A 26,379-nucleotide genomic window follows, 5' to 3' on the forward strand; every position below is an offset into this window, starting at 1 on the left:
ACTCGACGACTGACCATTCGAAGACGTACTGCCTGTCGAAGTCGACGAAGACGACTGACCGTTCGAGGACGACGACTGGCCGTTAGAACTCGACGACTGACCGTTCGACGAGGACGACTGACCATTCGAAGACGACGACTGACCATTCGAGGACGTACTGCCAGTCGAAGTCGACGAAGACGACTGACCGTTAGAACTCGACGACTGACCATTCGAAGACGACGACTGACCGTTCGAGCTGGACGACTGACCGTTCGTCGTCGACTGACCAGTATTGCCCGTCGTGGTCGACTGCCCGTTGGAGCTGGAGGACTGGCCATTCGAACTCGACGACTGACCAGTCGAAGACGTACTACCAGTCGACGTCGACGAAGACGACTGACCGTTAGAACTCGACGACTGACCATTAGAAGACGACGACTGACCGTTCGAGCTGGACGACTGACCATTCGAAGACGTACTGCCAGTCGAGGTCGACGACGTCGACTGACCACTCGAACCAGTCGAACTCGACGACTGACCGTTCGAAGACGACGACTGGCCACTCGAACTCGACGACTGACCGTTAGACGACGACGACTGGCCGTTCGTCGTACTCGGAGCCAAGGGAAGGTCGCCGACCGTCCCGTAGCCCACTGATGCAAGCTCCACTCTGTAGTCGTTGGTTGGCAGCTGGCAGTAGACGCCAGCGGTGATTGCTAGAGAGCCGGCGAGCAGCCTGGCCCCCGCTCGACGAACCGGGTACGTCGGCCGCACCTTGGATCCCGCCGAAGTTGAATCTTTTTCACTCATCATCAGGCTCCTCTCCGGCTGCCCCGATGCCGCCGGAATTCCAATGTTGGACCTGCATTTGCCAATAGTCAACGTTCGCTGAGAAAGCAATGTGATATCTACCATGGTGGAATATTTCTTACGAACAGAGCCGAATTCAACGCTCTCGACTAATCAAGATCGAGAATCAAAAATAATTTACAGCAACAGATAATTAACGTACGAGCAGTATGTTCTGTACTCACTTTCCATCATATAAGCAGGTAGATGGCTTGTTTTTTGGCCTAAATAACACCAAAGACATATTTTCAGCAATCCCTCAGCTTCGCCAATGCTGACGCCCAGCCGATCTTGATCGACCCCGACCACGGCTCAAACCGCAGGCTTAGAGGCAATAATTGACCTGATTGCGTAAATGTTTGCCGTTCGCGAGAAATTAACCCGGAGGAGTCAGCTGTTACGTAAATCAGCTACTCGAATACGGGCCCCGGCACCACCGCGCGCCACGCCGGGAAGACCTCCGGCCCCAAGGCGCCAAACGCCCAGACCCGGCCCATGAACCGATACGGGCCGTACCAAGAAACAGAATTTGCTGAAATCGGCCGTTGCCTACGGATCGCGGCGGGTGACCACCACGAGCGCCAGCATGAACACCGCCGCCGCAACCGCGGCGAAATACAAGGCCGCGCCGGCCGGTCCCCACCACAACGAGAACGTCTGGAACCAGGGGGTCTTGGTGAAGGTGTACGCGTTCCCGAAGGGCAGCCACGGCCCGACTCGTGCACCGACCTGAGGCAGCGCACCGAGCACCGGCTCCACGACGAACGGCATCAGCAACACCACCGCGACCACCGCCGCGGCGTGCCGCAACAAGCCACCCAGACCGACCGCCAGAACCGCTCCCAGCACGGCATACAGGGACATTGCGCCGATGGCGCGCCACACCTCGGTGCTCGCGAAGGACAACTCATCCCCCTGCTCGGCGGTCACCAATGACGCCGCGAACGCGATCGAACCCGCCACCATGAGCGCGGTGACGACAGCGGAAAGCACCGCCATCACAATCGCTTTCGCTGCCAGCGCCCACGCCCTGTTCGGGGTGGCCAGGAACGTCGTGCGGATCATGCCGGAGCGGTATTCACCGGTGACCGACATCGCGGACAGGATCATCAGCACCGGCACCCCGAAGACACTGACGCCGATGGCCGCCCGCTCCGGCTTGAGCACCCCGTGGGGACCCAGCGCGGCCGCCTGGATCGCGGCGAAACCCAGCCCCAGAACCACCACCGCCAGGATGAGCCAGATCGGCGATCGCGTGGTCTGCAGCTTGATCCGTTCGGCGTTGATGGTCATGGCGCACCCACTGCCCGGTAGTCGACGGCGTCGTCGGTCAGTCGCATGTACGCCTCCTCCAACGAGGCCTGCTGGGCGGCCAGTTCGTGCAGCACGATTCCGTGGCCGGCAGCCAACTCCCCCACCTGCTCCGTCGAGATTCCGCGAACCAGCAGCACGCCGTCCGCCAATTGCGCCGACGCGTCCTGCGCCGTCAGCAACTCTTGAAGACGCTCCAGCTGGGGGCTACGCACCCGGATGGTGTCGCTCCCGGAGCTGGTCAGGAACTCCGCCATGGTGCTCGAGCTGATCAACTGTCCACGCCCGATCACCAGCAGCCGGTCCGCGGTGTTCGCCATCTCGGCCAGCAGATGACTGGACACCAACACCGTCCGGCCCTCAGATGCCAAGTCGCGCATGAGCGTCCGAATCCACCTGATGCCCTCGGGGTCCAGCCCGTTCACCGGTTCGTCGAACAGCAGCACTTCGGGATCACCCAACAGCGCCACGGCGATGCCCAACCGCTGCGACATCCCGAGCGAGAATGTGCCGGCCTGTTTACCCGCGACATCGGTCAATCCGACGATGTTCAGTACTTCATCGACGCGGGCCTTCGGCAGCTTGTTGCTGGCGGCCAGCCACCGCAGGTGAGCGCGCGCCGTGCGGTTGGGATGCACCTGCCGGGCATCGAGCAGAGCACCGACGCTGCGCAGCGGATGCTTCAGGTCCTGATAAGTCTTGCCGAGCACCGTCGCGGTGCCGGAGGTCGGTCTGTCCAGCCCGACGATCATGCGCATCGTGGTGGACTTGCCGGCGCCGTTCGGCCCGAGGAAACCGGTGACGAAACCAGGCTCGACGGAACAGGTCAAATCATCGACGGCACGCTTGCGCCCGAAAACCTTTGTCAATCCCGTCAGCTGGATCATCGCCGGACAACCCCCTTGCCTGATGGCACCGCCATCAGGCGCACGATACGCGTTCGATCACCATCTGCGCGACGGCGCGCATACCCGCGGCATTGGGATGTAGCGGCGCCACCCGGCCCGGCAGCGGCAGGTGGAACGCCGTGGTCCAGGGATCGGCCGACCACGCGTGGTGGTCGCGGCTGGCATCGGCGACCGGCACCAGTTCACATCCCGTGTCCGCGGCGGCGACGGCCGTCAGCTCAGCCAGCCGGGCGGCGATGTGCCGGCCCAGATCGGCATCGGCCGCACCGATGGGTGGCGCAGGCACACCGGCCGGCGGCAGCAGCGTCAGGTAGTCGACGAACAGCACCCGGGCCTGCGGTGCACGTCGACGTACTTCTCGCCCAACGGTTTTCAACGACTCACCCACGGCTTCGAGGGCCTGGTCCCGCGCCGTCGCATCGAGTTGCCCGCGCAGCAACGCACCGATGAGGGGCACCGACCGCAGGAACCGGGGCAGGCAGGCGGCCCCGAGCATCGGCACGTAGCCGGCGTCGTTGCCGCCGATGGTGATGGTGACCAACGACTCCGATCCGACGAGCGCGTCCACCTGCGGCGGCTCGCCGAACTGCCGTTCTGTGAGCACGTGGGCGGTGGTGGCACCCGAAAACGTCACGTCGACAAGGTCGTAACCGAGGCGGTCGGCGACCAGGTGCGGGTAGTTGACCGCCGACCTGCCGGATCGCTTCGGTGCCCCGGGAGCGCCCGGCGCGATGCCGGGTCCGGCGGCCATCGAACTACCGAGGGCGACGTACCGCGCGGTCATAGCGCCGGGCTGGATGCCTGTGCCCAGAACCGCTTGGGCACGCGACCGGCACGCGACGCCAGCCGGCCCGCGGTGACCGCGGCGGCCATGGCGGCGGCCATCATCGGGGGATCGGCGGCCCGGGTCACCGCGGTCGCGAGAAGCACTGCGTCACAACCCAGTTCCATGGCCAGGGCGGCATCACTTGCCGTGCCGATGCCGGCGTCGAGCACCACCGGCACCCCGGCGGCCGCGACGATCATCTCGATGTTGTGCGGGTTGGAGATACCCAGCCCGGTGCCGATCGGCGCGCCCAACGGCATGACCGCCGCGCAGCCGGTGTCCTCCAGTCGCCGCGCCAACACCGGGTCGTCGTTGGTGTAGGGCAGGACGATGAAGCCGTCGTCCACCAATTGTTCTGCGGCGCGCACCAATTCGATGGCGTCGGGCAACAGGGTGCGCTCGTCGGCGATCACTTCGAGTTTCACCCAGTTGGTCTGCAACGCCTCGCGCGCCAGCTGCGCCGTCAGTACCGCTTCGGCCGCACCACGACAGCCGGCGGTGTTGGGCAGTGCCGCGATGCCGAGCTTGTTCAGCAGATCGAGTACACCGGTACCGGTTTCGGCGTCGACGCGCCGCATCGCGACCGTGGTCAGCTCGGTACCCGAGGCGACGAGCGCCTCCTCCAAGATCGACAGATTCGCCGCACCGCCGGTACCCATGATGAGCCGGGATGCGAATTCCCGGTCGGCGATGCGCAAGACGTCGGCCGACGTACAGACCTCAGCCACCTTGCACCGCCGTCACGACCTCGATCTTGGCGCCCTCTGCCAGGACGTCGTCCCATTCCGACCGCGGCAGCACCGTCCAGTCGACGGCGACGGCGATGCCCTTGTCCGGAAAGCCCAGTGTGCCAATCAATTCGGCTACCGTGGTGCCCTCGCGAATCTCCACGCTCTCGTTGTTGACCGTGATCAGCACAGTGCCACCTTCTCTCTCGCATCGCCGGCCAGCAGTTCCGAAACCCGTTGTGCGGTCCACGCGGACAGCAGAAAACCGTTGCGCCCGTGACCGGTGGCCGCCAGGGTGCGGTCATCGAGCCAGCCCACGATCGGCAGGCCGTCCGGGGTCATCGGCCGCAGTCCCGCAGCGCATTCGGCCAGTTCGTATTCGCCGAGCGCGGGTATCACCGCGCAGGCGTCATCAAGAATGTCCCGCACGCCGGTGACCGAAGGCGCGGTGTCGCGGCCGTGCTCGTACTGCGTGGCACCCGCGACCACACCGTCCGCACGGGGCACCAGATATACCTGCCGGCCGTGCACCCGAGCGCGAATCACCCGCTGCGGCACCGGCATACAGCCCTTGCGCCACCGCAGCCGCAGAATCTCGCCCTTCACCGGACGCACCGGCAGGCCGGGCCACAGTGCCGGTGCGTCGATGCCGTTGGCCAGCACGGTGATGTCGGCGTCGCGCGTCTCGTCCAGTGACGCGACCGGCCCGGCCCATTGCACACCCAGGCGGTCGCAGTGCGCGATCAGCCCCTCGACCACCAACCGGTTGTCGACGGCCAGTTCGGTCTCCGCCCGGAAGCCATGCCGAATCCCCTGCGCCAGCAGGGGTTCGACGTCACGGGCGGCGGTGGTTGCCGTGACGGGATGCCCCTGCGCCGCCAGCCAGTCGGCGACGGTACGCACGTCGCTCGCGTCCGCCCGGTCGACCGCCACCACCAGCGAGTCGCGCGCCGTCACCACGTCGTCGGGCAGGCCGTCGAGAAAGCCGTCGTGCCACAACGCCAGTGAGTCCAGTCCCAGCTGCAGCTGGTCCTGCTCCCCCGGCCAGCCCTCGGAGTGCGGTGCGAGCATGCCGCCGGCCACCCACGACGCACCGGGGTCGTCGGTCCGGTGCACGCGCACGGACCAGCCGTCCAGCGCGGCGCGCCGGGCCACAGCGAGGCCGATGACGCCGCCTCCAATGACGGCAATGCTCGACGGCACGATCCCTTCCTCCCTTCGCCGGCATGATCCGGATCAGGTGTGACGGTAAGGGCAGGCGACCCCACTCTCAGCCCCCGGTCCTGGGACTCCCGTGTTGCGGCGTCCACGGTAGTCGTTACCGTCGCGCTGTGTCTAAAGCCACCCAGCGTCTGCAGTCCGCGTCCCTCTATCTGTGCACCGACGCCCGCCGGGAGCGTGGTGACCTGGCCGAGTTCGCCGACGCGGCACTCGCCGGTGGCGTGGACATCATCCAGTTGCGGGACAAGGGCTCGGCCGGTGAAGCACAGTTCGGCCCGCTCGAGGCCAAGCAGGAACTGGAAGCGCTCGAGGTGCTCGCCGACGCGGCACGCCGGCACGGCGCGCTGTTCGCGGTGAACGACCGAGCTGACATCGCCCGCGGCGCGCACGCCGACGTGCTGCACCTGGGCCAGGACGATCTGCCGCTGCCGCTGGCCCGCGAGATCGTCGGGCCGGATCCGTTGTTCGGCCGCTCGACGCACGACGAGCAGCAGCTGGCGGTCTCGGTGACCGAGGATGTCGACTACTTCTGCGTCGGCCCGTGCTGGCCGACGCCGACCAAGCCGGGCCGCACCGCGCCGGGCCTGGATCTGGTCCGGGCGGCGGCCGCCACCGGCACCGACAAACCGTGGTTCGCCATCGGTGGCATCGACCTGTCGCGTGTCCCCGAGGTGGTGGCCGCCGGTGCGCGGCGCATCGTCGTGGTCCGGGCGATCACCGCTGCCGACGACCCGGCCGCGGCGGCCCGGGCACTCAAGCAGGCGCTGCCTACGAACTGAGCGGGATACCCGCCGTCACGCTGCGCAGCTGTTCCCAGCTGGCGGCGAATCCGGGATGCAGCGGCAGCGACGCGACGTCGTCCTCGGAGACCCACCGCAGCTCGACGCTCTCCCGGTTGGGCACCGTCTCGAGTTGTTCGGGCGCGTCGGCGATCACCGTGGTGTAGGTCCACACCTCACCGAGCGCGATCGCGGTGACGACGGTGGTCCTGACCGTCAGCTGTTCGGCCAGCAGGCCGGCCTCTTCGTAGGCCTCGCGGACCGCGGCCTCCTCGACCGTCTCGTGGCTGTCGCGCGCCCCACCCGGCAGTGCCCAGGTACCGCCTTGATGGCTCCACGGCGCGCGGTACTGCAGCAGCACCGCCGCTCCGCCACCCGGCTGCGGCGCCCGCAGCAGAAGTCCGGCCGCGCCGTGGCGACCCCAGAAGTGGGAGCCGTCAGCCGCGAGCACCCATCCGTCACCGTCGCCCTGCACGAAACCCACAATAAGGACTTCGCGGAAGATTTGGGCACCGGGCCGACCGGGAATCCACCCCCTACGCGCCGCAAGCTCTTAGACTTCTATTAAACGAGTTCGGCAGGGTCAACGGGTCAGGAAAGTTGAGGTCGGCGCACACGTGACGGTGGAGTTGGCGCACCCTTCGACCGAGCCCGTGGTGTCTCGGACGCCCGGGACCCCCGCGCACACTCGATGGTGGTTCATGTGGACCACGCCCGGCCGCATCCTGCTGATCGGGTTGATGCTCGCCAGCCTGGTCCTGGCCTGCGCCTTCGCGACCTCGACCACGATCCACGCCCGCCAGCAGGCCCTGACCACGGTGCTCGACCACACCGAGCCACTGGCGTTCGCGGCCGGCCAGCTCTACACCACGCTGTCGGTCGCCGACGCCGCCGCCGCCACCGCCTTCATCGCGGGTTCGGAGCCGGTGGATGTCCGGCAGCGCTACGAGCAGGCCATCACCGACGCCGCGGTCGCGGTCACCGCCGCGTCCAGCGGCCTGACCGACGAACCCATGGTGAAAGTGCTCGGGCACATCAATGCCGAGCTGGCGGTCTACACCGGCCTGGTGGAGACGGCCCGGACCAACAACCGCGCGGGCAACCCGGTGGGTTCGTCGTACCTGTCCGAGGCCTCGTGGCTGATGCAGACGCAGATCCTGCCCGACGCCCAGCGGCTCTACGAGAACACGTCGGCGCGCGTGAACTCGGAGACCAGCGGCTCGTCGCAGGTGCCCGCGCCGGTGATCCTCGTGGTCGCGGCGACGCTGATGTTCGGCTTCTTCTCGAACCGCTGGCTGGCCCAGCACACCCGCCGTCGCGTCAACATCGGTTTCGTCGCCGGCGGCATGGCGGTGCTGATCATGATCATCTGGATCGGGGCGACCCTCATCATCTCGACCACGGACACCCGGCATGCCCGCAACGCCGCCGCGTCGCTGCAAACCGTGACGAGCATGGCCATCACGGCGCAGCAGGCCCGCGCGGACGAGACGCTGTCGCTGATCCGGCGCGGCGACGAGAGCGTCCGCAAGCAGTCCTACTACCACCGCGTCGACGATCTCCAACGGCGGCTGGCGGAGTACATGCGGCGCCCCGACGCGATCGGCAAGAACGACCTGTCGGGCGCCGATCAGCTGATCCGCCGCTGGCGCGCCGCCGACGACCGGATCAACGCCTACATCTCCACCGGCAATTACCAGTCCGCCACCCAAGTGGCCCTGGGCACCAGCGAAGACGATTCGACGCCGGCCTTCGACAAGCTCGACGAAGCCCTTTCGAAGGCCATCGACGAAAGTCGCAAGCAGCTGCGCAGCGACATCCTGAACGGGCGCCAGGCCCTGTCCGGCGCGACGGTCGGCGCGGCGGCATTGAGCCTCGCTGCGGCACTCGCAGTGGCGCTCGGGCTGTGGCCGAGGTTGAGTGAATACCGATGAGTTTCACGATGCGTTCCCGGTTGGTCCTGGCGATGGTCACGGTGCTGGTGGCCGCCGGCTGCGGCGAGGCCCCACCGCCCGTCGCGCCGCAGAACATCACCATCGCGCCGCCGACACCCGCGGGCATGGAGGTGCAGACCGCGGTTCCGGACCTGGGCCCGGAGGACAAGTCGGACTGCACCGCGAGCCTGCGGCCGTTCCCGACGCCCGAGGCCGCCGCGGCGGCCGTCACCAACATCAAGGAGCGCGGCCGGCTGATCGTCGGCCTCGACATCGGCAGCAATCTGTTCACGTTCCGTGACCCGATCACCGGACAGATCACCGGATTCGACGTCGACATCGCCGGTGAGGTGGCCCGCGACATCTTCGGCACCCCGTCCCAGGTCGAGTACCGGATCCTGTCGGACAACGACCGGATCTCGGCGCTGCAGCACAACCTCGTCGACATCGTGGTGAAGACCATGAGCATCACCTGCGACCGGCGCAAGCTCGTCAACTTCTCGGCCGAGTACTTCTCGGCCAAACAACGGATCCTCACCACCCGCACCTCCGACATCCGCCGAGCCACGGATCTGCCGGGCAAGCGGGTGTGCGTCGTGAAGGCCACCACCTCGAAGGCACGCCTGCAGCGCATCACCCCGCCGCCGGTCCTCGTGGAAGCGGTGACCTGGGCGGACTGCCTGGTGGCGTTGCAGCAGCGGCAGGCCGACGCCGTGTCGACCGATGACGCGATCCTGGCCGGCCTGGTGGCGCAGGACCCGTACCTGCACATCGTCGGCCCCAACATGGCCGAGGAGCCCTACGGCATCGGCATCAACCTCAACAACACCGGGCTGGTGCGGTTCGTCAACGGGACGTTGGAGCGGATTCGCCGCGACGGCACGTGGAACACCTTGTACCGCAAGTGGTTGACCGTGCTGGGCTCGACGCCGAACCCGCCCGTACCGAGGTACAGCGACTGATGTCCGAAAGCGAAGCGACGACAGGCCCGGTGGATTCGGGCCCCGACACCGACCCGGGCACCCAGGCCGTCGAGGTGACGTGGGATTCGCTGGCCACGATGCGGCCGATGGGCACGCAAGCGGTGTTCCGGCCACTGTTCGACGACTCGATCAGCATTCCGGTGGAGGCGCGATCCGTGCCCTCTCAACGGGATTCGGGAGCGACCAGCGTCGTCACCGCGACCACCCGGGTCTCCCCCGTCCGGCGCCTGGGCGGCGGTCTGGTCGAGGTGCCGCGGGTGGTGGACCAGGATCCGCTCGCCGCGTTGATGACCGATCCCGTGGTGGCCGAGGCCAAACGGTTCTGTTGGTCCTGCGGCAAGCCGGTCGGCCGCTCCGAGAACGGCGAACCCGGCCAGTCGGAAGGCTCCTGCCCGCACTGCGGCGCCGCGTATTCGTTTCTGCCGCAACTGAGTCCGGGCACCATGGTGGCCGACCAGTACGAGGTCAAGGGCTGCATCGCCCACGGTGGACTGGGCTGGATCTACCTGGCGCTGGACACCAACGTCAACAACCGGCCGGTGGTGCTGAAAGGCCTGGTGCATTCCGGTGACGCCGAGGCGCAGGCCATCGCCATGGCCGAGCGACAGTTCCTGGCCGAGGTCACCCATCCGGCGATCGTGAAGATCTTCAACTTCGTCGAGCACGCCGACAAGCACGGTGACCCGGTGGGCTACATCGTGATGGAGTACGTCGGCGGCACCTCACTGAAGCCATCCAAAGGCGCCAAACTGCCGGTGGCACAGGCCATTGCGTACATGCTGGAGATCCTGCCGGCACTGGGCTACCTGCATTCGGTCGGGCTCGTCTACAACGACCTCAAACCCGAGAACATCATGCTCACCGAGGAGCAACTCAAGCTCATCGACCTCGGCGCGGTGTCGCGCATCAACTCGTTCGGATTCCTCTACGGCACACCGGGTTACCAGGCGCCGGAGATCGTCCGCACCGGGCCGACGGTCGTCACCGACATCTACACCGTCGGCCGCACCCTCGCAGCCCTGACGCTGAACCTCAAGACCGACAAAGGCCGCTACGTCGACGGGCTGCCCGAGGACGATCCGATTCTGCTCCAATACGATTCGTTCGCCCGGTTGTTGCGCCGCGCGATCGACCCGGACCCACGCCGGCGGTTCGGCAGCGCCGAGGAGATGTCCGGGCAGCTGCTCGGCGTGCTGCGCGAGGTCGTCGCCCAGGACACCGGGACGCCGCGGCCGGGGCTGTCGTCGGTGTTCAGCCCGTCCCGGTCGACATTCGGGGTCAACATGCTGGTGGCCCACACCGACGTGTACATCGACGGGCAGCCACACACAGAGAAGATCACGGCGCCAGAGATCGTCCGCGCGCTGCAGGTGCCCCTGGTCGACCCGGCCGACGTCGGTGCGGCCGTGCTGTCGGCCAGTCTGCTGAGCCAGCCGGTGCAAACCCTGGATTCGCTGCGCGCAGCCCGCGAGGGGTCCCTCGATTCGGAAGGTGTGGACCTGTCCACGTCTGTCGAGCTGCCCCTGATGGAGGTGCGCGCACTGCTCGACCTCGGCGATGTGGCCAAGGCCAACCGGAAGCTGGAGAACCTGGCCGACCGGATCGGCTGGCACTGGCGGCTGGTGTGGTTCCGCGCGGTGGGCGAACTGTTGTCCGGCAACTACGAGTCCGCGACAAAGGATTTCACCGAGGTACTCAACACGCTGCCGGGCGAACTGGCGCCGAAGGTGGCGTTGGCGGCCACCGCCGAACTGTCCGGATCGGAGGCCGAGCGGGCCTTCTATCAGACGGTGTGGAACACCGACAACGGCATCATCTCAGCCGGTTTCGGCCAGGCCCGGGTACAGGCGCTGGCCGGAGACCGCGAGGCCGCGGTGCACACCCTCGACGAAGTTCCGGCCACCTCACGGCATTTCACCACGGCACGACTGACCAGCGCCGTCACGCTGCTGTCGGCGCCGACCACCGCCGAGATCACCGAACGCCAAATCCGTGATGCCGCACGGCGAGTGGAGGCGTTGCCGGAAACCGAACCGCGCGTGCTGCAGATCCGGACGCTGGTCCTCGGCACGGCTCTGGACTGGCTGGCTGACCACACCGCCAGCACCAATCACATCCTCGGTTTCCCGTTCACCGAGCACGGTCTCCGGCTCGGCGTGGAGGCCTCCCTGCGCGGGCTGGCCCGCGTGGCGCCGACCAAGGCGCACCGCTACGCACTCGTGGACCTGGCCAACAACGTGCGGCCGATCAGTACGTTCTAGCGTGCGAGCGGCGCGGCGGCGTGTCGCCGCGCGGGTGCCGTCTGTCCTGCAACACATTCGAACTGGCGCCGTCAGCTTTCATTGACGGTCAGGGAAAGTTGACGGCTCTGGATCGAACATGCCAAGAGAGGAGAGCCGGGTCAGCGATAGCGGTCCCGCAGCTGCGGATCGTTCTGCCACCAGAGGCCGCTCGACGGCGCCTCGAGTTCCGGCTCGGGAGCGTCCAACTCGGCATCGACCTCCGCCGCCTTGCGCCGCTCGTCAGAACCCAAGGCGCGCATCAGCAGCAGGATGAACGGCACGCCCACGACGTCACCCAGAATCCACAGGATCCCGGCACCGTAGCTCTGGTCCTGGCGAATGCTCGGGCCGAACCCACGATGCAGCCCCGCGTAGTAGTCGTAGGCGATCACCGGGCCCAGCCACAGCACCAGCCCGAGGATGCCGTCCCCGAGACCCTCGGCCACACTGATGCCGATGGACAACAGCGGCGGGTACCGCCGCGGCACCGGGTCGACCTGCAGGCGGGCATAGAAGTAGCCGAAACCGATACCCAGCAGGACAATTCGCGTCAGCGACGCGAGCGGGCCGGTCATCGAGGCGACGTACCACGGCGTCAGGTACAGCAGCCATGGCGTCACCAGCATCAGCACGGAGGTCACCGGGGGTGACAGAAGTACGCGCGCGACAACGGAATTCAGCACGGGGTCGAGCGTTGCTCCCATCAGCGAGACCGGCCGGCTCAGCGCGAGGAAGAACGGCACGAGGTACAGCAGGAACAGGACCTGCAGCGCGCGCACCCAGAACAGCAATGGCGCATATAGCGCGATGGCGCTGAGGGTGGCCACCGCCCAGACCGCGATGGCGATGCCGAAGCACCACCGCTGGGCCCGCGACATGCGTCGGCGCAGCCGCACCAGCGCACCGATGCCGAGCAGCATCAGCACCACGTCTACGGGGTCGAACGTCCCGGTCAGTAAGGGCACGAGCGCAAGCTACGCCCCCACCCTGGCAGGTTCCTTCAGTCCACCTGGCAGACGTCGACGCAGGCCCGCGCGATGGCCAGTTCTTCATTGGTGGGAATGACCAGCACACTCACCGGTGAGGTGTCGGTGGAGATCCGCCGGGCACCGCGGTTCGCGGAGAGGTTCCGCTCCTCGTCGACCTCGATGCCGAGCGCCAACAACCCGGCGAGCGCGTCGCGGCGGACGGCGGCGTCGTTCTCCCCCACACCTGCGGTGAAGGTGATGACGTCGGCTCCGCCCAGCAGCGCCAGGTATCCGCCGATGTACTTGCGCAGCCGGTGGATGTAGACGTCGTAGGCCAGCTGGGCCGCTTCGTCACCGTCATCCATGCGCTTGTGCAGCTCGCGGAAATCGGTGGCGCCGCCCAATCCCGATACGCCCGAGCGGCGGTTCAGCAGGACGTCGATGTCCTCGACCGACATCCCGGCGGCGCGTGACAGATACATGATGATGCCGGGGTCGACGTCGCCGGAGCGCGTCCCCATCACCAGACCCTCCATCGGCGTCATCCCCATCGAGGTGTCGATGGGCCGGCCACCGGCGATCGCCGACGCCGACGCCCCGTTACCGAGATGCAGGACAATCTGATTCACCGATTCGAGGGGCAGGCCGAGGAACTGCGCGGCCTGCTCGCTGACGTACTGGTGTGACGTGCCGTGGAAGCCGTACCGGCGAATGTGCCACTTGTCGGCGACATCCCGGTCGATCGCATACTCGGCGGCCGCCGCGGGCAGGTTGTGAAAGAAGGCCGTGTCGAACACCGCGACATGCGGCACATCCGGCAGCAGCTTGCGGGCCGCGTTGATGCCCAGCAGTCCCGGCGGATTGTGCAGCGGCGCCAGCGGCGCGAGCTCTTCGAGTTCGGCGATCAGCTCGTCGCCGATCAGAGTCGGCCGGTAGAACCGCCGGCCACCATGCACGACGCGGTGACCGACACACGCGATCTCGCCGGCCGACACCCCGGCCGCACTCACCGCATCGAAGACCTCCTGCAGGGCCTTCGGGTAATCGTCCACCCGCTCGATGACGCCGTCGGCCAACGACTCGCCCGAAGCCGGTTGCACCAGGCGGTATTTCACCGACGACGAGCCGCAGTTGAGTACCAGTACCGGCCCGCTCATTTCGCTCCTTGAGCCTGAATCGCCGTGATGGCAACGGTATTGACGATGTCCTCGACGAGGGCGCCGCGGGACAGATCGTTCACCGGCTTGTTGAGCCCTTGCAGGACCGGGCCGATCGCGATGGCCCCGGCGCTGCGCTGCACGGCCTTGTAGGTGTTGTTGCCGGTGTTCAGGTCCGGGAAGATCAGCACTGTCGCACGGCCGGCGACCGGCGAATCCGGCATCTTGGTCGCGGCCACCGACGGCTCGACCGCGGCGTCGTACTGGATGGGCCCTTCGACCAACAGCTCCGGCGCCCGCTTGCGGACCAATTCCGTTGCCGCCCTGACCTTGTCGACGTCGGCGCCCGTCCCTGAATCGCCCGTCGAGTAGGACAGCATGGCCACGCGCGGCTCGATGCCGAACTGCGCGGCGGTCTGCGCCGAGCTGATCGCGATGTCGGCCAGCTGCTCGGACGTCGGGTCCGGCACGATGGCGCAGTCGCCGTAGGCCAGGACCCGGTCCGCCAGGCACATCAGGAAGATGCTCGACACCGTCGAGATGTCGGGTGCGGTGCGGATGATCTCGAATGCCGGGCGGACGGTGTGCGCTGTGGTGTGCGCGGCACCGGACACCATGCCGTCGACCATGTTGTTGTGCACCAGCATGGTGCCGAAATACGAGACGTCGTGGATGATCTCGCGGGCCTGCTCGAGGGTCACGCCCTTCTTCTTACGCAGTTCGGCGTACTGCGCCGCGAACTGGTCGCACAGGTCGCTGGTGCGCGGATCGAGCACGACGGCGGCCGACAGGTCCAGGCCCAGCTCGGCAGCCCGCGCCCGCACCGCCGACTCGTCGCCGAGGATCGTGAGATCGGCGACCGAACGGGCGAGCAGCCGGCTCGCCGCGCGCAGAATCCGGTCATCGTCGCCTTCGGGCAGCACGATGCGGCGGCGGTCCGCGCGGGCCCGGTCCTGCAGCTGGTGCGTGAACATCTGCGGTGTGACGACCGACGGGATCGGAACTGCCAGCTGGGCAAGCAGATCCGCGACGTCGACGTGCTCGTCCATCAAGGCCAGCGCGGTGTCGACCTTGCGCAGCGACGTCGCCGTCACCCGGCCCTTCGCCGTCGACGCGGCGCGGGCGGTGTCATAGGTGCCCAGATCGGTGGCCACGATGGGCAGGCGCAGGCCAAGGCCCGCAACCAGTTTGGCGATCGACGGATGCAGCGGCAGGCCACCGTTGAGGATGAGGCAGGAGATCGACGGAAAACCTTCCGCCGCATGCGCGCTGGCGATGGCCAGAACCACATCGGAGCGGTCGCCCGGCGTGATGACGGCCATGGACTCCCGCAGCCGCTCCAGACAGTGTTCGGCCGTCATCCCGGCGACCATCATCCCCATGACCTCGCGGGTCAGCAGTTCCTCGTCACCGCTGATCAACGTGCCCTGCACCGCGTCGCGCAGCTCCGCCACCGTCGGTGCCGCCAGCAGCGGCTCCTCCGGCAGCACATAGCTTTTCGGCGTGAAGCGCTGCAGCGCGGTGGCGACGTCGGCGAGTTCGTCAGGGGCGCACCGGTTGGCGACCACCGCGGCGGTGTGGGCGTGCTGGGCCGCGAGCTCGGCCAGGCACAGCTCGACCACGTGGGCCACCTCGGCGGGTGTGCGATCAGCGGCGCGCACCGAGAGCAACACGGGCGCACCGAGATTCACGGCGATGCGGGCGTTCATCGACAGCTCGCTGGGCGAGGCGACGTCGGTGTAGTCGCTGCCGACGATCACCACCGCTCCGCACTTGTCCGCGACGCGGTGGTAGCGATCGACGATGTCGGCGATCGCCGCATCGGGGTCGTCGTGCAACTGCTGGTAGGTGACGCCGGCACAGTCGTCGTACTCCAAGCCTGCGGTGCTGTGTGCGAGCAACAGGTCCAGGATGTAGTCGCGGTCGGACCCCGCGCGCACGATCGGGCGGAAGACCCCGACATTGGCGACCGTGGCCGCCAGTCGGTGCAACAGCCCTAGCGCGATGGTCGACTTGCCGGTGTCGCCTTCGGGTGAGGCGATGTAGATCGCGGTGGCGTCTGGCACTGCGTCAGCCTATCGAGCCCGGCCGCGCGTCAGCCGAGTTTGCGGAGGCGCGGCTCCAGGTCTGTCTTGAACAGCTCCAGGAAGCGGCGCTGGTCCTGCCGCGGGTCGTGGAACACCAGGTGGTTCAGGCCCCAGTCGACGTACTGCTTGACCTTCTCGACGGCTTCGTCCGGGTCGGAGGCCACGATCCAGCGCTTGGCGACCTGCTCGATGGGCAGCGCATCGGCGGCCGCTTCCATCTCGATGGGGTCGTCGATGGAGTGCTTCTGCTCGGCGGTCAGCGACAGCGGCGCCCAGAACCGGGTGTTCTCGAGAGCCAGTTCGGGATCCGGGTCGTACGAGATCTTGATCTCGATCATCCGGTCGACGTCGTCGGGGTTCTTGCCCGCAGCCTCGGCACCCTCGCGCATGGCGGGGATGAGCTTGTCCTTGTACAGCTCCTCGCCCTTGCCCGAGGTGCAGATGAAGCCGTCGCCGGCGCGGCCGGCGTACTTCGCCACCTGCGGCCCGCCCGCCGCGATGTAGATCGGGATACCGCCCTCGGGCACGTCGTAGATCGAGGCGCCCTTGGTCTTGTAGTACTCGCCCTCGAAGTCGACGCGGTCGCCGAGCCACAGCTCACGCATCAGGCGCACCGACTCACGCAGCCGCGCGTAGCGCTCCTTGAATTCGGGCCATTCGCCTTCGTAGCCGGTGGCGATCTCGTTGAGCGCCTCACCGGTGCCGATACCCAGGAAGATCCGGTCCGGGTACAGGCAGCCCATGGTCGCGAACGCCTGCGCGATGACGGCCGGGTTGTAGCGGAACGTCGGGGTCAGGACCGAGGTGCCCAGGATCAGCCGCTCGGTGCGCTCGCCGACCGCGGTCATCCAGGCCAGGGAGAACGGGGCGTGGCCGCCGGTGTGACGCCAGGGCTGGAAGTGGTCGCTGACGGTGGCGCTGTCCATGCCCGCCGCCTCGGCGGCGACCGCCAGCTCGACGAGTTCACGCGGGGCGAACTGCTCCGCCGACGCCTTGTATCCCAGTCTGAGTTCAGCCATGAGTCCCGTTCCTGTTCGTCGCCTCTGCCGCGGCCCTTTTGCTCCTCGCGGGCGCAATTCCATTTCTACTCTGCCTACACTCGCGTCATGGCGGCAGCCCTGAGCGCGATCTCCGACAATGTCCACTTCGCCCAGACCGACCTCGTGAACTGGACGCTCGTCAGCGACGACAGCGGGGTGATCCTGATCGACGCGGGATTTCCCGGCCAGCGCGACGACGTCCTGCGTTCACTGCGCGACCTGGGCTTCGAGGCCGGCGATGTCCGGGCGATCCTGCTCACCCACGCGCACGTCGACCACCTCGGCGCGGCCATCTGGTTCGCCAAAACCCATGGCACGCCGGTGTTCTGCCACGGTGCCGAGGTCGGCCACGCCAAACGCGAGTATCTGGAACAGGTTTCACCGGCCGACCTGCTGACGCGGGCCTGGAACCCGCGGTACCTGGCGTGGTCGCTTCAGATCGTCGGCAAGGGCGCGCTGGTGCGCGAGGGCATCCCGACCGCGCAGGCCCTCACCGAGGACGTCGCGGTGACGCTGCCGGGCAGCCCGCAGGTGATCCCGAGCCCGGGGCACACCGGCGGGCACTGCTCGTACGTGTTCGGCGACGTGCTGGTCGCCGGCGACGCCGTGGTCACCGGCCATCCGGTCATCACCAAGGGCGGCCCGCAGCTGCTGCCGCAGATGTTCAATCACGATCAGGCGGCGTGCGAACGCAGCCTGTCCGCGCTCGGCCTGCTCGATACCCAGGTGCTGCTGCCCGGCCACGGGCCGGCGTGGCGGGGCCCGGTGCGGGAGGCGGCTGAACTGGCGTTGCAGCGACGCTGACACCCGCCGGCGTCAGACGCCGTGTTTGACCAGTTCCAGGAACAGTACGAACAGCCCGGCCAGGAGCAGTCCGCCGGCTACGACGACGGCGGGCAGGAAGAGCATGTGATCGAGCTCTTCGTCGTCAAAGGTGTTGTTGCCCTGGGCATCACGGTTGATGGGACCGTAGAACACTTTGCCGAAAGTGGACCAGCGCACCGCGCGTGCGCGCCGGCGATGCGGGCTATCCTGGGGCGTCTTGGCGACGTACGTGCGCGCCGCCATACCGGCCCCCAACACCAGCACGGCGGCGATCAGCAGCAGACACCCGACGGTCCAACCGGTGAGCACAAATCAAGCGTATCCACCTGATCGCCGGCGCGACCTGGATTCTGCAGCCTCTGGTGAGCCGCTAGTGGATGTCCGGGGTCCGCACGTGCTCGGGACGGAAACCGCGGCCGACCAGCAGCGGCGGAATGTATTGCAGCGGGCCCTTTCCCACGAACGACGGCACCTTGATCGGTGACAGGTCACCGGCCAGGTTGGGTTCGATGAACTGGTCCTGCGCCAGCACCTGGCCGGCCTGGATGATGCGGGTCGGCAACTCGCGGCGGCGTTGCACCTTGGCCAGGTCGGAGTCGGCGAGCAGGCCGTTACGCAGTGGGCCGCACAGGATGTTGGCGGCGGCGACGGCGTCGGCCACGGCCAGGTTGATGCCGACGCCGCCGGCCGGCGACATCGCGTGCGCGGCGTCGCCGATGCACAGGAGCCCCGGCCGCCACCAGGTCTTGAGCCGGTCCACGCGGACGTCGAGGTGGCTGGTGTCGTCCCAGGACTTCAGGTCCTCGACGTGCTCACGCAGTTGCGGCCGTACCGACACCAGCCGGGCCTTGAAGTCGTCGAGCGAGCCGCCCTGCGGATTGGTGCCCTTCGGCATGAGGTACGCGACCTGCCAGTAGTCGCCGCGATAGATCATCGCCATCAGCAGACCCTTGCGGATGACGCCGAACAGTTCCTGCGGGTCACCGGGGCGCCAGCCCAGCCGGAACCACAGCACGTCCATGGGGCTGTGCGCGCTCGCCATGGCGAGCCCGGATGCCGCGCGCACCGCGGACTTGCGGCCGTCGGCGGCCACCACCAGATCGGCGCGCACCTCCAGTTCGGGCGTGCGCACTCCGGCGACGCGGCCGTCCTCGATGATCAGGTCGGTCACCTCGGCGTTGCGGATCAGCGTGAATTCCGGGTAGGCGGAAGCCTTTTCCGCGAGGAAGTCCAGGAAATCCCACTGCGGCATGAGCGCGATGTAGGGCTCGGGGAACCGCAGCACCTTCAGCGCCCCGAAACTGCCGAAGGTCCGGAGGGTGCCGTCGGCGTCCATGCAGACGCGGGTGATCTTGGTGTGCGGCAGCTTCAGGAACTCGTCGATGAATCCCAGCTCGTGCATGACGCGCAGCGTGGTGGGGTGGACGGTGTCGCCGCGAAAGTCGCGGAGGAAGTCGTTGTGCTTCTCCAGCACGACGACGTCGATCCCGGCGCGGGCCAGCAGTAGTGCGTGTACCAGACCCGCGGGTCCACCACCGGCTACACAAACCTGAGTCCGCAGCACGCGCGTCATGCCCCGACACTAGCCCGCCGAGATGGCCGAATCGGGGCTTCATTTCAAAACTTGACACGTGTAAAGTTTGCGGCCATGGACAACATCCGCGGCAAGACCATCGCGATCACCGGGGCCGCACGAGGTATCGGCTATGCCACCGCCAAGGCCCTTCTCGCCCGCGGCGCGCGCGTCGTCATCGGCGACCGGGACGTCGCAGTACTCGAGTCGGCCGTCTCTGAGCTGGTCAAACTGGGCCCGGCCACGGGATACCCGCTCGACGTCACCGACCGCGAATCCTTCGAGGTGTTCCTGGACAAGGCCCGCAGCGACGGCGCCGGCCACCTCGACGTCCTGATCAACAACGCCGGCGTCATGCCCATCGGCCCGTTCCTCGACGAGACCGAGCAGTCCATCCGGTCGGCGATGGAAGTCAATCTGTACGGCGTCCTCACCGGGTGCCAGCTGGCGCTGCCCGAGATGGTCGCGCGCCGGCGCGGTCACATCATCAACATCGCGTCGCTGTCCGGCCTCATCCCGTTGCCGGGGCAGGTCGTCTACAACGCGACCAAGTTCGGCGTCGTCGGATTGACCACCGCACTGGCCGACGAGGTCGCGCCGCACGGCGTCGAGGTGTCGGTGGTCATGCCGCCGTTCACACGGACCGAACTGATCTCGGGCACGTCCGAGACCATGGCGGTCAAGCCCGTCGAACCCGAGGAGATCGCCGCGGCGATCGTCAAGACCCTGGACAAGCCCAAGACGCACGTCTCGGTGCCGGCCGCACTCCGATTCACCGCCCAGGCCGCGCAGCTGCTCGGCCCGCGCGGCCGGCGCTGGATGAACAAGAAGCTCGGTCTCGACACCGTCTTCATGACATTCGACGCCGCCAAGCGGCAGAGCTACACCGAACGCGCGCACGCCGCGCAGGGTGTCATCGAGAAAGACTGACCACACCGCCGAGAGTGAGGTTGTGTGCCAAATCCCTTGCGGTATCGACACATAACCTCACTTTCGAGGTGCGTCAGCGCCCAGGCAACCGCGTGGTGATCTCCTGCAGCACCCAGCCGTTGCCGTCCGGATCCTCGAACGAGGCGTACGACGCGTAGCTGCGGCGCTCCGGGTCGGGGCCATCGACCCGGCCGGCCGTCCCGGCGCGGTGGAAGACACCGCCCGCATCGTGGAACACCTCACTGACTGTGATGCCGCGGCCGACAAGCTCCGCACGCGCCGCCACAACGTCGTCGACCACCAGGTGCAGCCCGTGCACCGAGCCGGGCACGGCGTCAGAGACGCCGGTGCCGAAGATGACCGATGCCGCCGACCCCGGCGGGGTCAGTTGGATCACCCGGAAGTCCGCACCGGTCTCGAAGTCGGCGTCCAGCCGCCAGCCCAGCTTCTCGTAGAAGGCCTTGGCCCGGTCGACGTCGGCGACCGGCAGCACCGCGATCTCGAATTTCATGTCCATGCCGGATCAAAGCACCCAGGACCTCGGGGGAATTCCCACGCATCCTGGGGCCACGGGGGCCAGGCTCGCCGGAACGAATTCTGCGAACGTGGTGCTCACGGAGCAGAACCCTGCGAGAGGAGCAGTCATGACAGAAACCACCGCACCCGCACCCGCACTCAGCCTGGCGGAGCTGAACAGCGGCGGCCCGTTCCTCACCGCCGCCGGCCTTCACGTGACCGAGGCGACGGGCCAACTCGTCGTCGGCACCATCGAGCTGGGCCCCGAGCACCACACGCCGTGGGGCGTCGTGCACGGCGGCGTCTACACGACCGCGGTGGAATCCGCGGCCAGCATCGGCGCCAGCGCCGCAGTGGCCGATCGCGGTCAGTTCGCGGTCGGGGTGCACAACAGCACAGACTTCGTCCGCTCCGCCACCGGCGGCACTGCCACGGTTCGCGCCGTCCCGGTACAACAGGGCCGCAGCCAGCAGCTGTGGGACGTGACGATCACCGACGCGAACGGCAGCCTCCTCGCGCGCGGCAGCCTGCGCCTGCACAACCTCGACCTGCGCCGCTGAGACCTACAACTCCCTGAGTGCCTCAAGGGCTTTCGCGGACTCGCTATCGGGGTCGGCACGGAACGTGATCACGTGCTGCCCACCGGAATGCGGCAGGTTCAACCGATTGCGGCGCAGGAAGAGCTCCCCGACCACCGGGTGGCGCACGTGCGTGACACCGGCCCGGTAACCGACATCCGCCCGCGACCACAGCTCACGGAATCGCGCACTGGCAGAAGACAGTTCACTCACCATGCGCTGCAGATACGGATCGTCGGGATGACCACCGGTCACCTCGCGCAGACCACCGACCGCGATCTCCGTCGCCTCATCCCAGTCGACGAAGAAATCCTTGGCCGCCGGGTCCAGGAGCCGCCACGCCAAGATGTTCTGTCCCGGACGGAAACCCGGCGCCAGCGCACAGGCGAGTTGGTTGGCGGCGAGCACAACCTGGTAGCGATTGGCCACGAACGCGGGCATCGGGAACTGATCGATCAACTCGTCCAGCTCGTCGGCGACCTGCTCCAATTCTGATTTATCCCAACGGATTCCGGTGGGATTGGCCAGCTTGTGCAGATACTCCGTGCCGTTGATGTCGAGCTGCAGCGCACGGGCCAAGGCATCGAGAACCTGCGGAGACGGGTTTGTGTCTCGGCCCTGTTCGAGTCGCAGATAGTAATCAGAACTGATGCCGGCCAGCAGCGCCAGTTCCTCACGGCGCAGGCCGGCCACCCGGCGGCGGCTGCCGGCGATCAATCCCACATCCTCGGGACGGACCTGTTCCCGCCGAGACCGCAGGTAATCGCCGAGCGCGTTCCCCTTCACCATCGCTCGAGCCTAACCCTGCCAATACCAGGATCACGGCGGCGTTCCCACAGAACTTGTCCCGGCCTGATGGTGGATATCAGCAGACAAGGAGCGTGGACCATGAAACGACAGGACGTCGAATTCACCGCGGCCGACGGAGTGACGCTGCGCGGCTGGCTGTTCGTTCCGCACGGCGCGGGTCCGCACCCCGCGATCACGATGGCCCATGGCTTCGCCGGCGTGAAGGAACACGGCTTGGCGCGGTTCGCCGAATTGTTCGCCGATGCCGGATTCGTCGTCCTGGTGCACGACCACCGGGGTTTCGGCGCCAGTGACGGGATGCCGCGCGGCGACGTCGACCCGTGGGTGCAGATCGCGGACTGGCGGCGCGCCATCTCGTTCCTGGAAAGCCACCCGTGGGTGGACCCGACGCGAATCGGCTTGTGGGGCACCAGTTACGCCGGTGGGCACGCGATCGTGCTGGGCGCCACCGACCGTCGGCTACGGGCCGTCGTGGCGCAGGTCCCGACCATCAGCGGCTATCAGCAGAGCCTGCGGCGTGTGGCCCCGGAACACGTGGCGGCACTGGAGGCCGCCTTCATCGACGACGACCGCCGCCAGTTCCGCGGCGAAGCGCCCGCGGTGCAGGCCGTCGTCGGTGACGACCCGACAGTGCCCGCCGCATACCGGTCCGCGGAGGCCATCTCGTTCTACACCCAGCCGGTGCCGGACGGGGTGTGGGACAACGCGATGACGGTCCGGTCGTCGCGCGCCGCCCGCATGTACGAACCGGGTACCTGGATCGCGCGGGTTTCGCCCACGCCGCTGCTCATGGTCGTCGGGCTGCGGGACACCGTCACCATGACCGACCTGGAACTGCAGGCCTACCAGCAGGCACTCGAGCCCAAGAGGCTCGTCACCGTCGCCGGCGGGCACTTCGCCCCCTACCTGGACCAATTCCCGACGGCCGGCGGCGCCGCCCGCGACTGGTTCACCGAACACCTCGCCTGAAAGGACCTCAGCATGACCACCTTGAACTACAACGTGCTGGTGCACGACGGCCTGCGCCGCCACCGCGAACAGCGCCTGCCCGACGGCAGCCCCATCGTGTCCTCCCCGGTGTCGTCCACTCTCATCTTCGGCGAGCACGACGCCGTCCTCGTCGACCCGCCGTTCACCCACGAGCAGATCAGCCGCGTCGGCGATTGGATCCAGCACTCCGGCAGACGTCTGACCGCGATCTACGCCACGCACGGCCACGGCGACCACTGGTTCGGCACCGATGTTCTGCTGCAACGCTTTCCCGGTGCGGTCGCCTACGCGACCGCGGGCACCATAAGCAAGATGCACGAGCAGGCCGTGGCCGGCCGCGCCCAGATGTGGGACGTCGACTTTCCCGGCATGATCCCGCCCAGCCCCGTTGTCTACCAGGAGGTTCCTGCCGACGGGTTCGAGTTGGAGGGTCAGCACCTCGTGCCGATCGAGGTGGGCCACACCGATACCGACGACACCACCGTGCTGCATGTGCCGTCGATCGGCCTGGTCGTCGCCGGTGACGTGGTCTACAACGGCGTGCACCAGTACCTGCTGGAAAGCGACCACGGTGGCATCCGCTCCTGGCTGCGCGCGCTCAACACGGTCGCGGCACTGCACCCCCGCGCCGTGGTGGCGGGACACAAGAACAAGAACCTGCCCGATGATCCCGCGGCCATCGACGAGACCCGTGACTACCTGCTCGACGCCCAGCGCCTGCTGGCCGGGAAGCCCAGTCCGCGTGAGTTTTTCGACTACATGATCCGCCTGTATCCGGACCGCCTCAATGTCGGGCCGGTCTGGTACAGCGCCCTGGCCCTCCTGTCCTGAAAGGCATTCCACCATGGTCATCGATCCCGCCGATCTCGATCCCACCTCGAGCTACAAGCTGCTGATCGGCAGCGTCCTGCCCCGGCCGATCGCCTGGATCAGCACCGCCTCGACCGAAGGCGTGGGCAACATCGCGCCCATCTCGTTCTTCACCGTCGTGGGCCGCTTCCCGCCGGTGCTGTCCATCAGCCTGCAACCACGGTCCGATGGTGTGACGCTGAAAGACACATTCGTCAACATCCGCGACACCGGCGAATTCGTCGTCAACATCGCGACCATCGACAACGCGGACACCGTGCACCGCTCCGCGTTCGAATTCGACCACGACGTCGACGAATTCGACACCCTCGGCCTGCACAAGGCCGCATCGGAGACCATCGCGGCGCCGCGTATCGCCGAGGCGCCGATCTCGTTCGAGTGTGAGGTGGACCGCATCATCCCGATGCCGCCCCTGCCCGACCACGTCGTGTGGGGACGGGTGACGAAGATCCACATCCGCGACGAGCTCTATCTGCCGAACGGACGCATCGACGTCGGTGCGCTGGGCGCGTTCGGCCGCCTGGCCGCCGAATACTCGCTGATCGACAACATCTTCACGACGCCGCTGCCCGACGACGTCGTGAAGACGCTCAGCACCCGGCGGGCCGCCCGCCTCGACGGGAAGCCGACCGACTTCTCCCCCATCGACACCGCGGCCTGGTCCGCGTCAGGAGCAACGAAATGAGCGGCTGGCAGGACGGTTTCGCGCAGCAGTCCCAGACCACGTTCGCGGCTGAGTTCGCCGACGACATCGTGCTGGACGCCACCGCCTTGGCGGCACCCGTCCAGGGCAGAGACCTCGTCGCCACGGTGATGGCCACCGCGAGCTCGATCTACGAAACCCTGGAGTTCACCGAATCCGCGCAGGCCGGCTCGACGAGCTATCTGCAGTGGCGGGCAACGGCTTTCGGCGGCATGCAGATCCGCGGCGTGACCATTCTGGACCGCGACGCCGCGGGAAAGATCACCAACGCCGCCATCCATCACCGGCCACTGCCGGCCGTGTTGCGGTTCTCCGCGGAGATCCAGGATCGGCTGTCCGGCGTCCTTTCGGCCGAACATTTCATCGGACAGGCGCCGTTCCCGGCCGGCTGAGCCGTCTGCGAGGCAATTCCTCACAGCTGCAAGGAGACCGGTCCTGGCGACCGCCGGCCGGAGCCACGCACCATGAGGCATGCCCACGTCCGCCTGGCTCTCGATCGCCCGCGCCGCGGCGGCCCTGGCCGCGGCGATGGGCATCGGCCGGTTCGCCTACACGCCGATTCTCCCGCTGATGACGGGCCACGCCGGCCTCACCGCACAGGCCGCGGGGCAGTTGGCGACCGCCAACTACGTCGGCTATCTGATCGGTGCGGTGGGCGCCGCCGTCTCGCCGCGGCTGGCCCGGTCCGTTGCCGTGTGTCGGGCGTCCCTCGTGATCCTGGTCGTGACGCTCGCGGCGATGACACTGAGCACCAACGTCGTCGAGTGGGGCGCCCTGCGGCTGGTGGCCGGTATCGCCAGCGCGCTGGTCTTCGTGATCGCCGTCAACACACTGATGGATCACGGGCATCCCGCCCACCACGCCGGCTGGGCGTTCAGCGGCGTGGGTATCGGCATCGCCTTGTCCGCGGCCCTGCCCGCCACCAGAGACTGGCAGGTCGCCTGGTGGGCGGCGGCGGGCCTGGCCGCACTGCTCAGTGCGTTCGCGTGGAACATGCATCCGGGCACCTCCGGCGACACTGCGAAAGCACCTGCGGGACAGGAGGGCAGCGCCCGCGGCCCCCTGGCGTTGCTGATGGCGAGCTACACCCTCGAAGGCGTCGGCTACATCATCGCCGGCACGTTCCTGGTCGCCGCGGTCGCGCAGCAGTCACCTGGCGGACTCGGCAGTGCAGTGTGGCTGTTGGTCGGCCTGGCCGCCGCGCCGTCGGCCGCGCTGTGGGCGCGGTTCACCGGCCGCTTCTCGTATGCCGCACTGCTCGTCGCCGCGTTGCTGCTGCAGGCCACCGGAATCGCTTGGGCGGGAACCGGGAACAGCGCAGCGGCACTCGCCGGTGCCATCCTGTTCGGCGGCACCTTCATCGGCATCAGCACCCTGGCGCTCGCCGCGGGCCGCGCGCTGCAGTTCCCCGGCGCCGTCGCGCTGCTGACGACGGGTTACTCCGTCGGCCAGATCGTCGGGCCTGTCGCGGTGGCACCCCTGCTGCACAACGGTTTTCAGCAGGCGCTGCTCGCCGGCGCTGCCGTCGT

26 protein-coding genes and 1 pseudogene are annotated in these 26,379 nt (G+C 67.6%); 12 read left to right on the top strand and 15 right to left on the bottom strand.

Annotation, left to right across the window (positions count from 1 at the left end; translation table 11 throughout):
* Window positions 1–1,380: 1,380 nt before the first annotated feature.
* Genes H289_RS0109980 through thiO form a run of 6 tightly spaced genes read right to left on the bottom strand, consistent with a single transcriptional unit; the run spans window position 1,381 to window position 5,810 of the window.
* Window positions 1,381–2,124: an ABC transporter permease gene (locus H289_RS0109980; RefSeq protein WP_020100640.1), complete on the bottom strand. Its 744-nt coding sequence runs from the start codon at window positions 2,122–2,124 to the stop codon at window positions 1,381–1,383.
* Entirely contained in the window at window positions 2,121–3,029 is a 909-nt protein-coding gene (locus H289_RS0109985) for an ABC transporter ATP-binding protein (RefSeq protein WP_020100641.1), read from the bottom strand. Before H289_RS0109985 ends, H289_RS0109980 begins: the two co-directional genes overlap by 4 nt.
* 34 nt (window positions 3,030–3,063) lie before the next feature.
* A complete protein-coding gene (locus H289_RS0109990) occupies window positions 3,064–3,834 on the bottom strand; it encodes an SGNH/GDSL hydrolase family protein (protein WP_020100642.1) in 771 nt (256 codons plus the stop codon).
* Window positions 3,831–4,574 carry a thiazole synthase gene (locus tag H289_RS0109995; protein WP_263863807.1) on the bottom strand — a complete coding sequence of 248 codons (744 nt, stop codon included), beginning with the start codon at window positions 4,572–4,574 and terminating at the stop codon, window positions 3,831–3,833. The genes H289_RS0109990 and H289_RS0109995 overlap by 4 nt, the downstream gene beginning before the upstream one ends.
* Window positions 4,575–4,596: 22 nt before the next feature.
* A complete protein-coding gene (gene thiS, locus H289_RS0110000) occupies window positions 4,597–4,794 on the bottom strand; it encodes a sulfur carrier protein ThiS (protein WP_020100644.1) in 198 nt (65 codons plus the stop codon).
* Window positions 4,788–5,810: a glycine oxidase ThiO gene (thiO, locus tag H289_RS0110005; RefSeq protein WP_502685699.1), complete on the bottom strand. Its 1,023-nt coding sequence runs from the start codon at window positions 5,808–5,810 to the stop codon at window positions 4,788–4,790. Before thiO ends, thiS begins: the two co-directional genes overlap by 7 nt.
* A gap of 125 nt (window positions 5,811–5,935) precedes the next feature.
* Here thiO and thiE point away from each other — a divergent pair, with 125 nt between their 5' ends.
* On the top strand, window positions 5,936–6,604 hold the full coding sequence (gene thiE / locus H289_RS0110010) for a thiamine phosphate synthase (RefSeq protein WP_020100646.1): 669 nt from the start codon (window positions 5,936–5,938) through the stop codon (window positions 6,602–6,604).
* Here the strand turns inward: thiE and H289_RS0110015 are convergent.
* The gene (locus H289_RS0110015) at window positions 6,594–7,079 is read right to left on the bottom strand and encodes an NUDIX hydrolase (protein WP_029105044.1); all 486 of its coding nucleotides are present in this window, start codon (window positions 7,077–7,079) and stop codon (window positions 6,594–6,596) included. The genes thiE and H289_RS0110015 overlap by 11 nt on opposite strands.
* 142 nt (window positions 7,080–7,221) lie before the next feature.
* Between H289_RS0110015 and glnX the strand changes: the two genes are divergently transcribed.
* From glnX to H289_RS0110030, 3 genes are read left to right on the top strand one after another with little or no spacing between them, the layout of a single operon-like run.
* Window positions 7,222–8,538 (top strand): protein kinase G-activating protein GlnX, encoded by a 1,317-nt coding sequence (gene glnX, locus H289_RS0110020; protein WP_029105045.1) that lies wholly within the window; start codon window positions 7,222–7,224, stop codon window positions 8,536–8,538.
* Window positions 8,535–9,500, top strand: coding sequence for a transporter substrate-binding domain-containing protein (locus tag H289_RS0110025; RefSeq protein ID WP_020100649.1), 966 nt, complete (start codon window positions 8,535–8,537; stop codon window positions 9,498–9,500). The genes glnX and H289_RS0110025 overlap by 4 nt, the downstream gene beginning before the upstream one ends.
* Window positions 9,500–11,782, top strand: a complete 2,283-nt coding sequence (locus tag H289_RS0110030) for a serine/threonine-protein kinase PknG (protein WP_020100650.1) — start codon at window positions 9,500–9,502, stop codon at window positions 11,780–11,782. Before H289_RS0110025 ends, H289_RS0110030 begins: the two co-directional genes overlap by 1 nt.
* A 140-nt stretch (window positions 11,783–11,922) precedes the next feature.
* On the opposite strand, the gene H289_RS0110035 is transcribed toward H289_RS0110030, so the two are convergent.
* The 4 genes from H289_RS0110035 to fgd all read right to left on the bottom strand — a co-directional run bounded on the left by H289_RS0110035 (window position 11,923) and on the right by fgd (window position 17,034).
* On the bottom strand, window positions 11,923–12,723 hold the full coding sequence (locus tag H289_RS0110035) for a cytochrome c oxidase assembly protein (protein ID WP_081633386.1): 801 nt from the start codon (window positions 12,721–12,723) through the stop codon (window positions 11,923–11,925).
* 80 nt (window positions 12,724–12,803) lie between these two features.
* Complete coding sequence (locus tag H289_RS0110040; RefSeq protein ID WP_020100652.1) at window positions 12,804–13,928, bottom strand: acetate kinase; 1,125 nt, start codon at window positions 13,926–13,928, stop codon at window positions 12,804–12,806.
* Window positions 13,925–15,994 (bottom strand): phosphate acetyltransferase, encoded by a 2,070-nt coding sequence (gene pta, locus H289_RS0110045; RefSeq protein WP_020100653.1) that lies wholly within the window; start codon window positions 15,992–15,994, stop codon window positions 13,925–13,927. The genes H289_RS0110040 and pta overlap by 4 nt, the downstream gene beginning before the upstream one ends.
* Before the next feature lie 29 nt (window positions 15,995–16,023).
* Complete coding sequence (gene fgd, locus H289_RS0110050; RefSeq protein ID WP_020100654.1) at window positions 16,024–17,034, bottom strand: glucose-6-phosphate dehydrogenase (coenzyme-F420); 1,011 nt, start codon at window positions 17,032–17,034, stop codon at window positions 16,024–16,026.
* 87 nt (window positions 17,035–17,121) lie between these two features.
* On the opposite strand from fgd, the gene H289_RS0110055 reads away from it, so the two are divergent.
* Window positions 17,122–17,859: an MBL fold metallo-hydrolase gene (locus H289_RS0110055; RefSeq protein ID WP_020100655.1), complete on the top strand. Its 738-nt coding sequence runs from the start codon at window positions 17,122–17,124 to the stop codon at window positions 17,857–17,859.
* A 12-nt stretch (window positions 17,860–17,871) separates the two neighbouring features.
* Here H289_RS0110055 and H289_RS0110060 read toward each other — a convergent pair whose 3' ends face one another.
* Both H289_RS0110060 and H289_RS0110065 read right to left on the bottom strand, forming a co-directional pair.
* Entirely contained in the window at window positions 17,872–18,189 is a 318-nt protein-coding gene (locus tag H289_RS0110060; protein ID WP_020100656.1) for a hypothetical protein, read from the bottom strand.
* Between the two features lie 61 nt (window positions 18,190–18,250).
* Window positions 18,251–19,453, bottom strand: coding sequence for an FAD-dependent oxidoreductase (locus tag H289_RS0110065; RefSeq protein WP_020100657.1), 1,203 nt, complete (start codon window positions 19,451–19,453; stop codon window positions 18,251–18,253).
* Between the two features lie 75 nt (window positions 19,454–19,528).
* On the opposite strand from H289_RS0110065, the gene H289_RS0110070 reads away from it, so the two are divergent.
* Window positions 19,529–20,383 (top strand): SDR family oxidoreductase, encoded by an 855-nt coding sequence (locus H289_RS0110070; RefSeq protein ID WP_020100658.1) that lies wholly within the window; start codon window positions 19,529–19,531, stop codon window positions 20,381–20,383.
* Between the two features lie 73 nt (window positions 20,384–20,456).
* On the opposite strand, the gene H289_RS0110075 is transcribed toward H289_RS0110070, so the two are convergent.
* The gene (locus H289_RS0110075; RefSeq protein WP_020100659.1) at window positions 20,457–20,900 is read right to left on the bottom strand and encodes a VOC family protein; all 444 of its coding nucleotides are present in this window, start codon (window positions 20,898–20,900) and stop codon (window positions 20,457–20,459) included.
* Between the two features lie 127 nt (window positions 20,901–21,027).
* On the opposite strand from H289_RS0110075, the gene H289_RS0110080 reads away from it, so the two are divergent.
* Window positions 21,028–21,459: a PaaI family thioesterase gene (locus tag H289_RS0110080; RefSeq protein WP_020100660.1), complete on the top strand. Its 432-nt coding sequence runs from the start codon at window positions 21,028–21,030 to the stop codon at window positions 21,457–21,459.
* A 3-nt stretch (window positions 21,460–21,462) separates the two neighbouring features.
* Here H289_RS0110080 and H289_RS0110085 read toward each other — a convergent pair whose 3' ends face one another.
* Window positions 21,463–22,266, bottom strand: coding sequence for a helix-turn-helix domain-containing protein (locus tag H289_RS0110085; protein WP_020100661.1), 804 nt, complete (start codon window positions 22,264–22,266; stop codon window positions 21,463–21,465).
* Between the two features lie 99 nt (window positions 22,267–22,365).
* Here H289_RS0110085 and H289_RS0110090 point away from each other — a divergent pair, with 99 nt between their 5' ends.
* From H289_RS0110090 to H289_RS0110110, 5 genes and pseudogenes are all read left to right on the top strand, one after another.
* Window positions 22,366–23,256, top strand: a complete 891-nt coding sequence (locus tag H289_RS0110090; RefSeq protein ID WP_020100662.1) for an alpha/beta hydrolase — start codon at window positions 22,366–22,368, stop codon at window positions 23,254–23,256.
* A 12-nt stretch (window positions 23,257–23,268) separates the two neighbouring features.
* Window positions 23,269–24,108 (top strand): MBL fold metallo-hydrolase, encoded by an 840-nt coding sequence (locus H289_RS0110095; protein ID WP_020100663.1) that lies wholly within the window; start codon window positions 23,269–23,271, stop codon window positions 24,106–24,108.
* Between the two features lie 13 nt (window positions 24,109–24,121).
* The gene (locus H289_RS0110100; protein ID WP_020100664.1) at window positions 24,122–24,832 is read left to right on the top strand and encodes a flavin reductase family protein; all 711 of its coding nucleotides are present in this window, start codon (window positions 24,122–24,124) and stop codon (window positions 24,830–24,832) included.
* Window positions 24,829–25,242: a hypothetical protein gene (locus H289_RS33375; protein WP_020100665.1), complete on the top strand. Its 414-nt coding sequence runs from the start codon at window positions 24,829–24,831 to the stop codon at window positions 25,240–25,242. The genes H289_RS0110100 and H289_RS33375 overlap by 4 nt, the downstream gene beginning before the upstream one ends.
* Before the next feature lie 178 nt (window positions 25,243–25,420).
* Window positions 25,421–26,341, top strand: a pseudogene (locus H289_RS0110110) (YbfB/YjiJ family MFS transporter); the annotation flags it as partial.
* Between the last annotated feature and the right edge of the window lie 38 nt (window positions 26,342–26,379).

It is taken from the genome of Mycobacterium sp. 360MFTsu5.1 (assembly GCF_000383495.1).
Taxonomy (GTDB): Bacteria; Actinomycetota; Actinomycetes; order Mycobacteriales; family Mycobacteriaceae; genus Mycobacterium; species Mycobacterium mucogenicum_B.

What these genes read in the sequence shown, in the direction of transcription:
- H289_RS0110070 (WP_020100658.1), top strand. Translation starts at nt 19,529, where the DNA reads ATGGACAACATCCGCGGCAAGACCATCGCGATCACCGGGGCCGCACGA.
- H289_RS0110075 (WP_020100659.1), bottom strand. Translation starts at nt 20,900, where the DNA reads ATGGACATGAAATTCGAGATCGCGGTGCTGCCGGTCGCCGACGTCGAC.
- H289_RS0109980 (WP_020100640.1), bottom strand. Translation starts at nt 2,124, where the DNA reads ATGACCATCAACGCCGAACGGATCAAGCTGCAGACCACGCGATCGCCG.
- H289_RS0110095 (WP_020100663.1), top strand. Translation starts at nt 23,269, where the DNA reads ATGACCACCTTGAACTACAACGTGCTGGTGCACGACGGCCTGCGCCGC.
- H289_RS0110040 (WP_020100652.1), bottom strand. Translation starts at nt 13,928, where the DNA reads ATGAGCGGGCCGGTACTGGTACTCAACTGCGGCTCGTCGTCGGTGAAA.
- fgd (WP_020100654.1), bottom strand. Translation starts at nt 17,034, where the DNA reads ATGGCTGAACTCAGACTGGGATACAAGGCGTCGGCGGAGCAGTTCGCC.
- H289_RS0110080 (WP_020100660.1), top strand. Translation starts at nt 21,028, where the DNA reads ATGACAGAAACCACCGCACCCGCACCCGCACTCAGCCTGGCGGAGCTG.
- H289_RS33375 (WP_020100665.1), top strand. Translation starts at nt 24,829, where the DNA reads ATGAGCGGCTGGCAGGACGGTTTCGCGCAGCAGTCCCAGACCACGTTC.
- H289_RS0110100 (WP_020100664.1), top strand. Translation starts at nt 24,122, where the DNA reads ATGGTCATCGATCCCGCCGATCTCGATCCCACCTCGAGCTACAAGCTG.
- H289_RS0110025 (WP_020100649.1), top strand. Translation starts at nt 8,535, where the DNA reads ATGAGTTTCACGATGCGTTCCCGGTTGGTCCTGGCGATGGTCACGGTG.
- H289_RS0110035 (WP_081633386.1), bottom strand. Translation starts at nt 12,723, where the DNA reads ATGCTGCTCGGCATCGGTGCGCTGGTGCGGCTGCGCCGACGCATGTCG.
- H289_RS0110055 (WP_020100655.1), top strand. Translation starts at nt 17,122, where the DNA reads ATGGCGGCAGCCCTGAGCGCGATCTCCGACAATGTCCACTTCGCCCAG.
- H289_RS0110090 (WP_020100662.1), top strand. Translation starts at nt 22,366, where the DNA reads ATGAAACGACAGGACGTCGAATTCACCGCGGCCGACGGAGTGACGCTG.
- H289_RS0109985 (WP_020100641.1), bottom strand. Translation starts at nt 3,029, where the DNA reads ATGATCCAGCTGACGGGATTGACAAAGGTTTTCGGGCGCAAGCGTGCC.
- H289_RS0110030 (WP_020100650.1), top strand. Translation starts at nt 9,500, where the DNA reads ATGTCCGAAAGCGAAGCGACGACAGGCCCGGTGGATTCGGGCCCCGAC.
- H289_RS0110065 (WP_020100657.1), bottom strand. Translation starts at nt 19,453, where the DNA reads ATGACGCGCGTGCTGCGGACTCAGGTTTGTGTAGCCGGTGGTGGACCC.
- H289_RS0110085 (WP_020100661.1), bottom strand. Translation starts at nt 22,266, where the DNA reads ATGGTGAAGGGGAACGCGCTCGGCGATTACCTGCGGTCTCGGCGGGAA.
- H289_RS0109990 (WP_020100642.1), bottom strand. Translation starts at nt 3,834, where the DNA reads ATGACCGCGCGGTACGTCGCCCTCGGTAGTTCGATGGCCGCCGGACCC.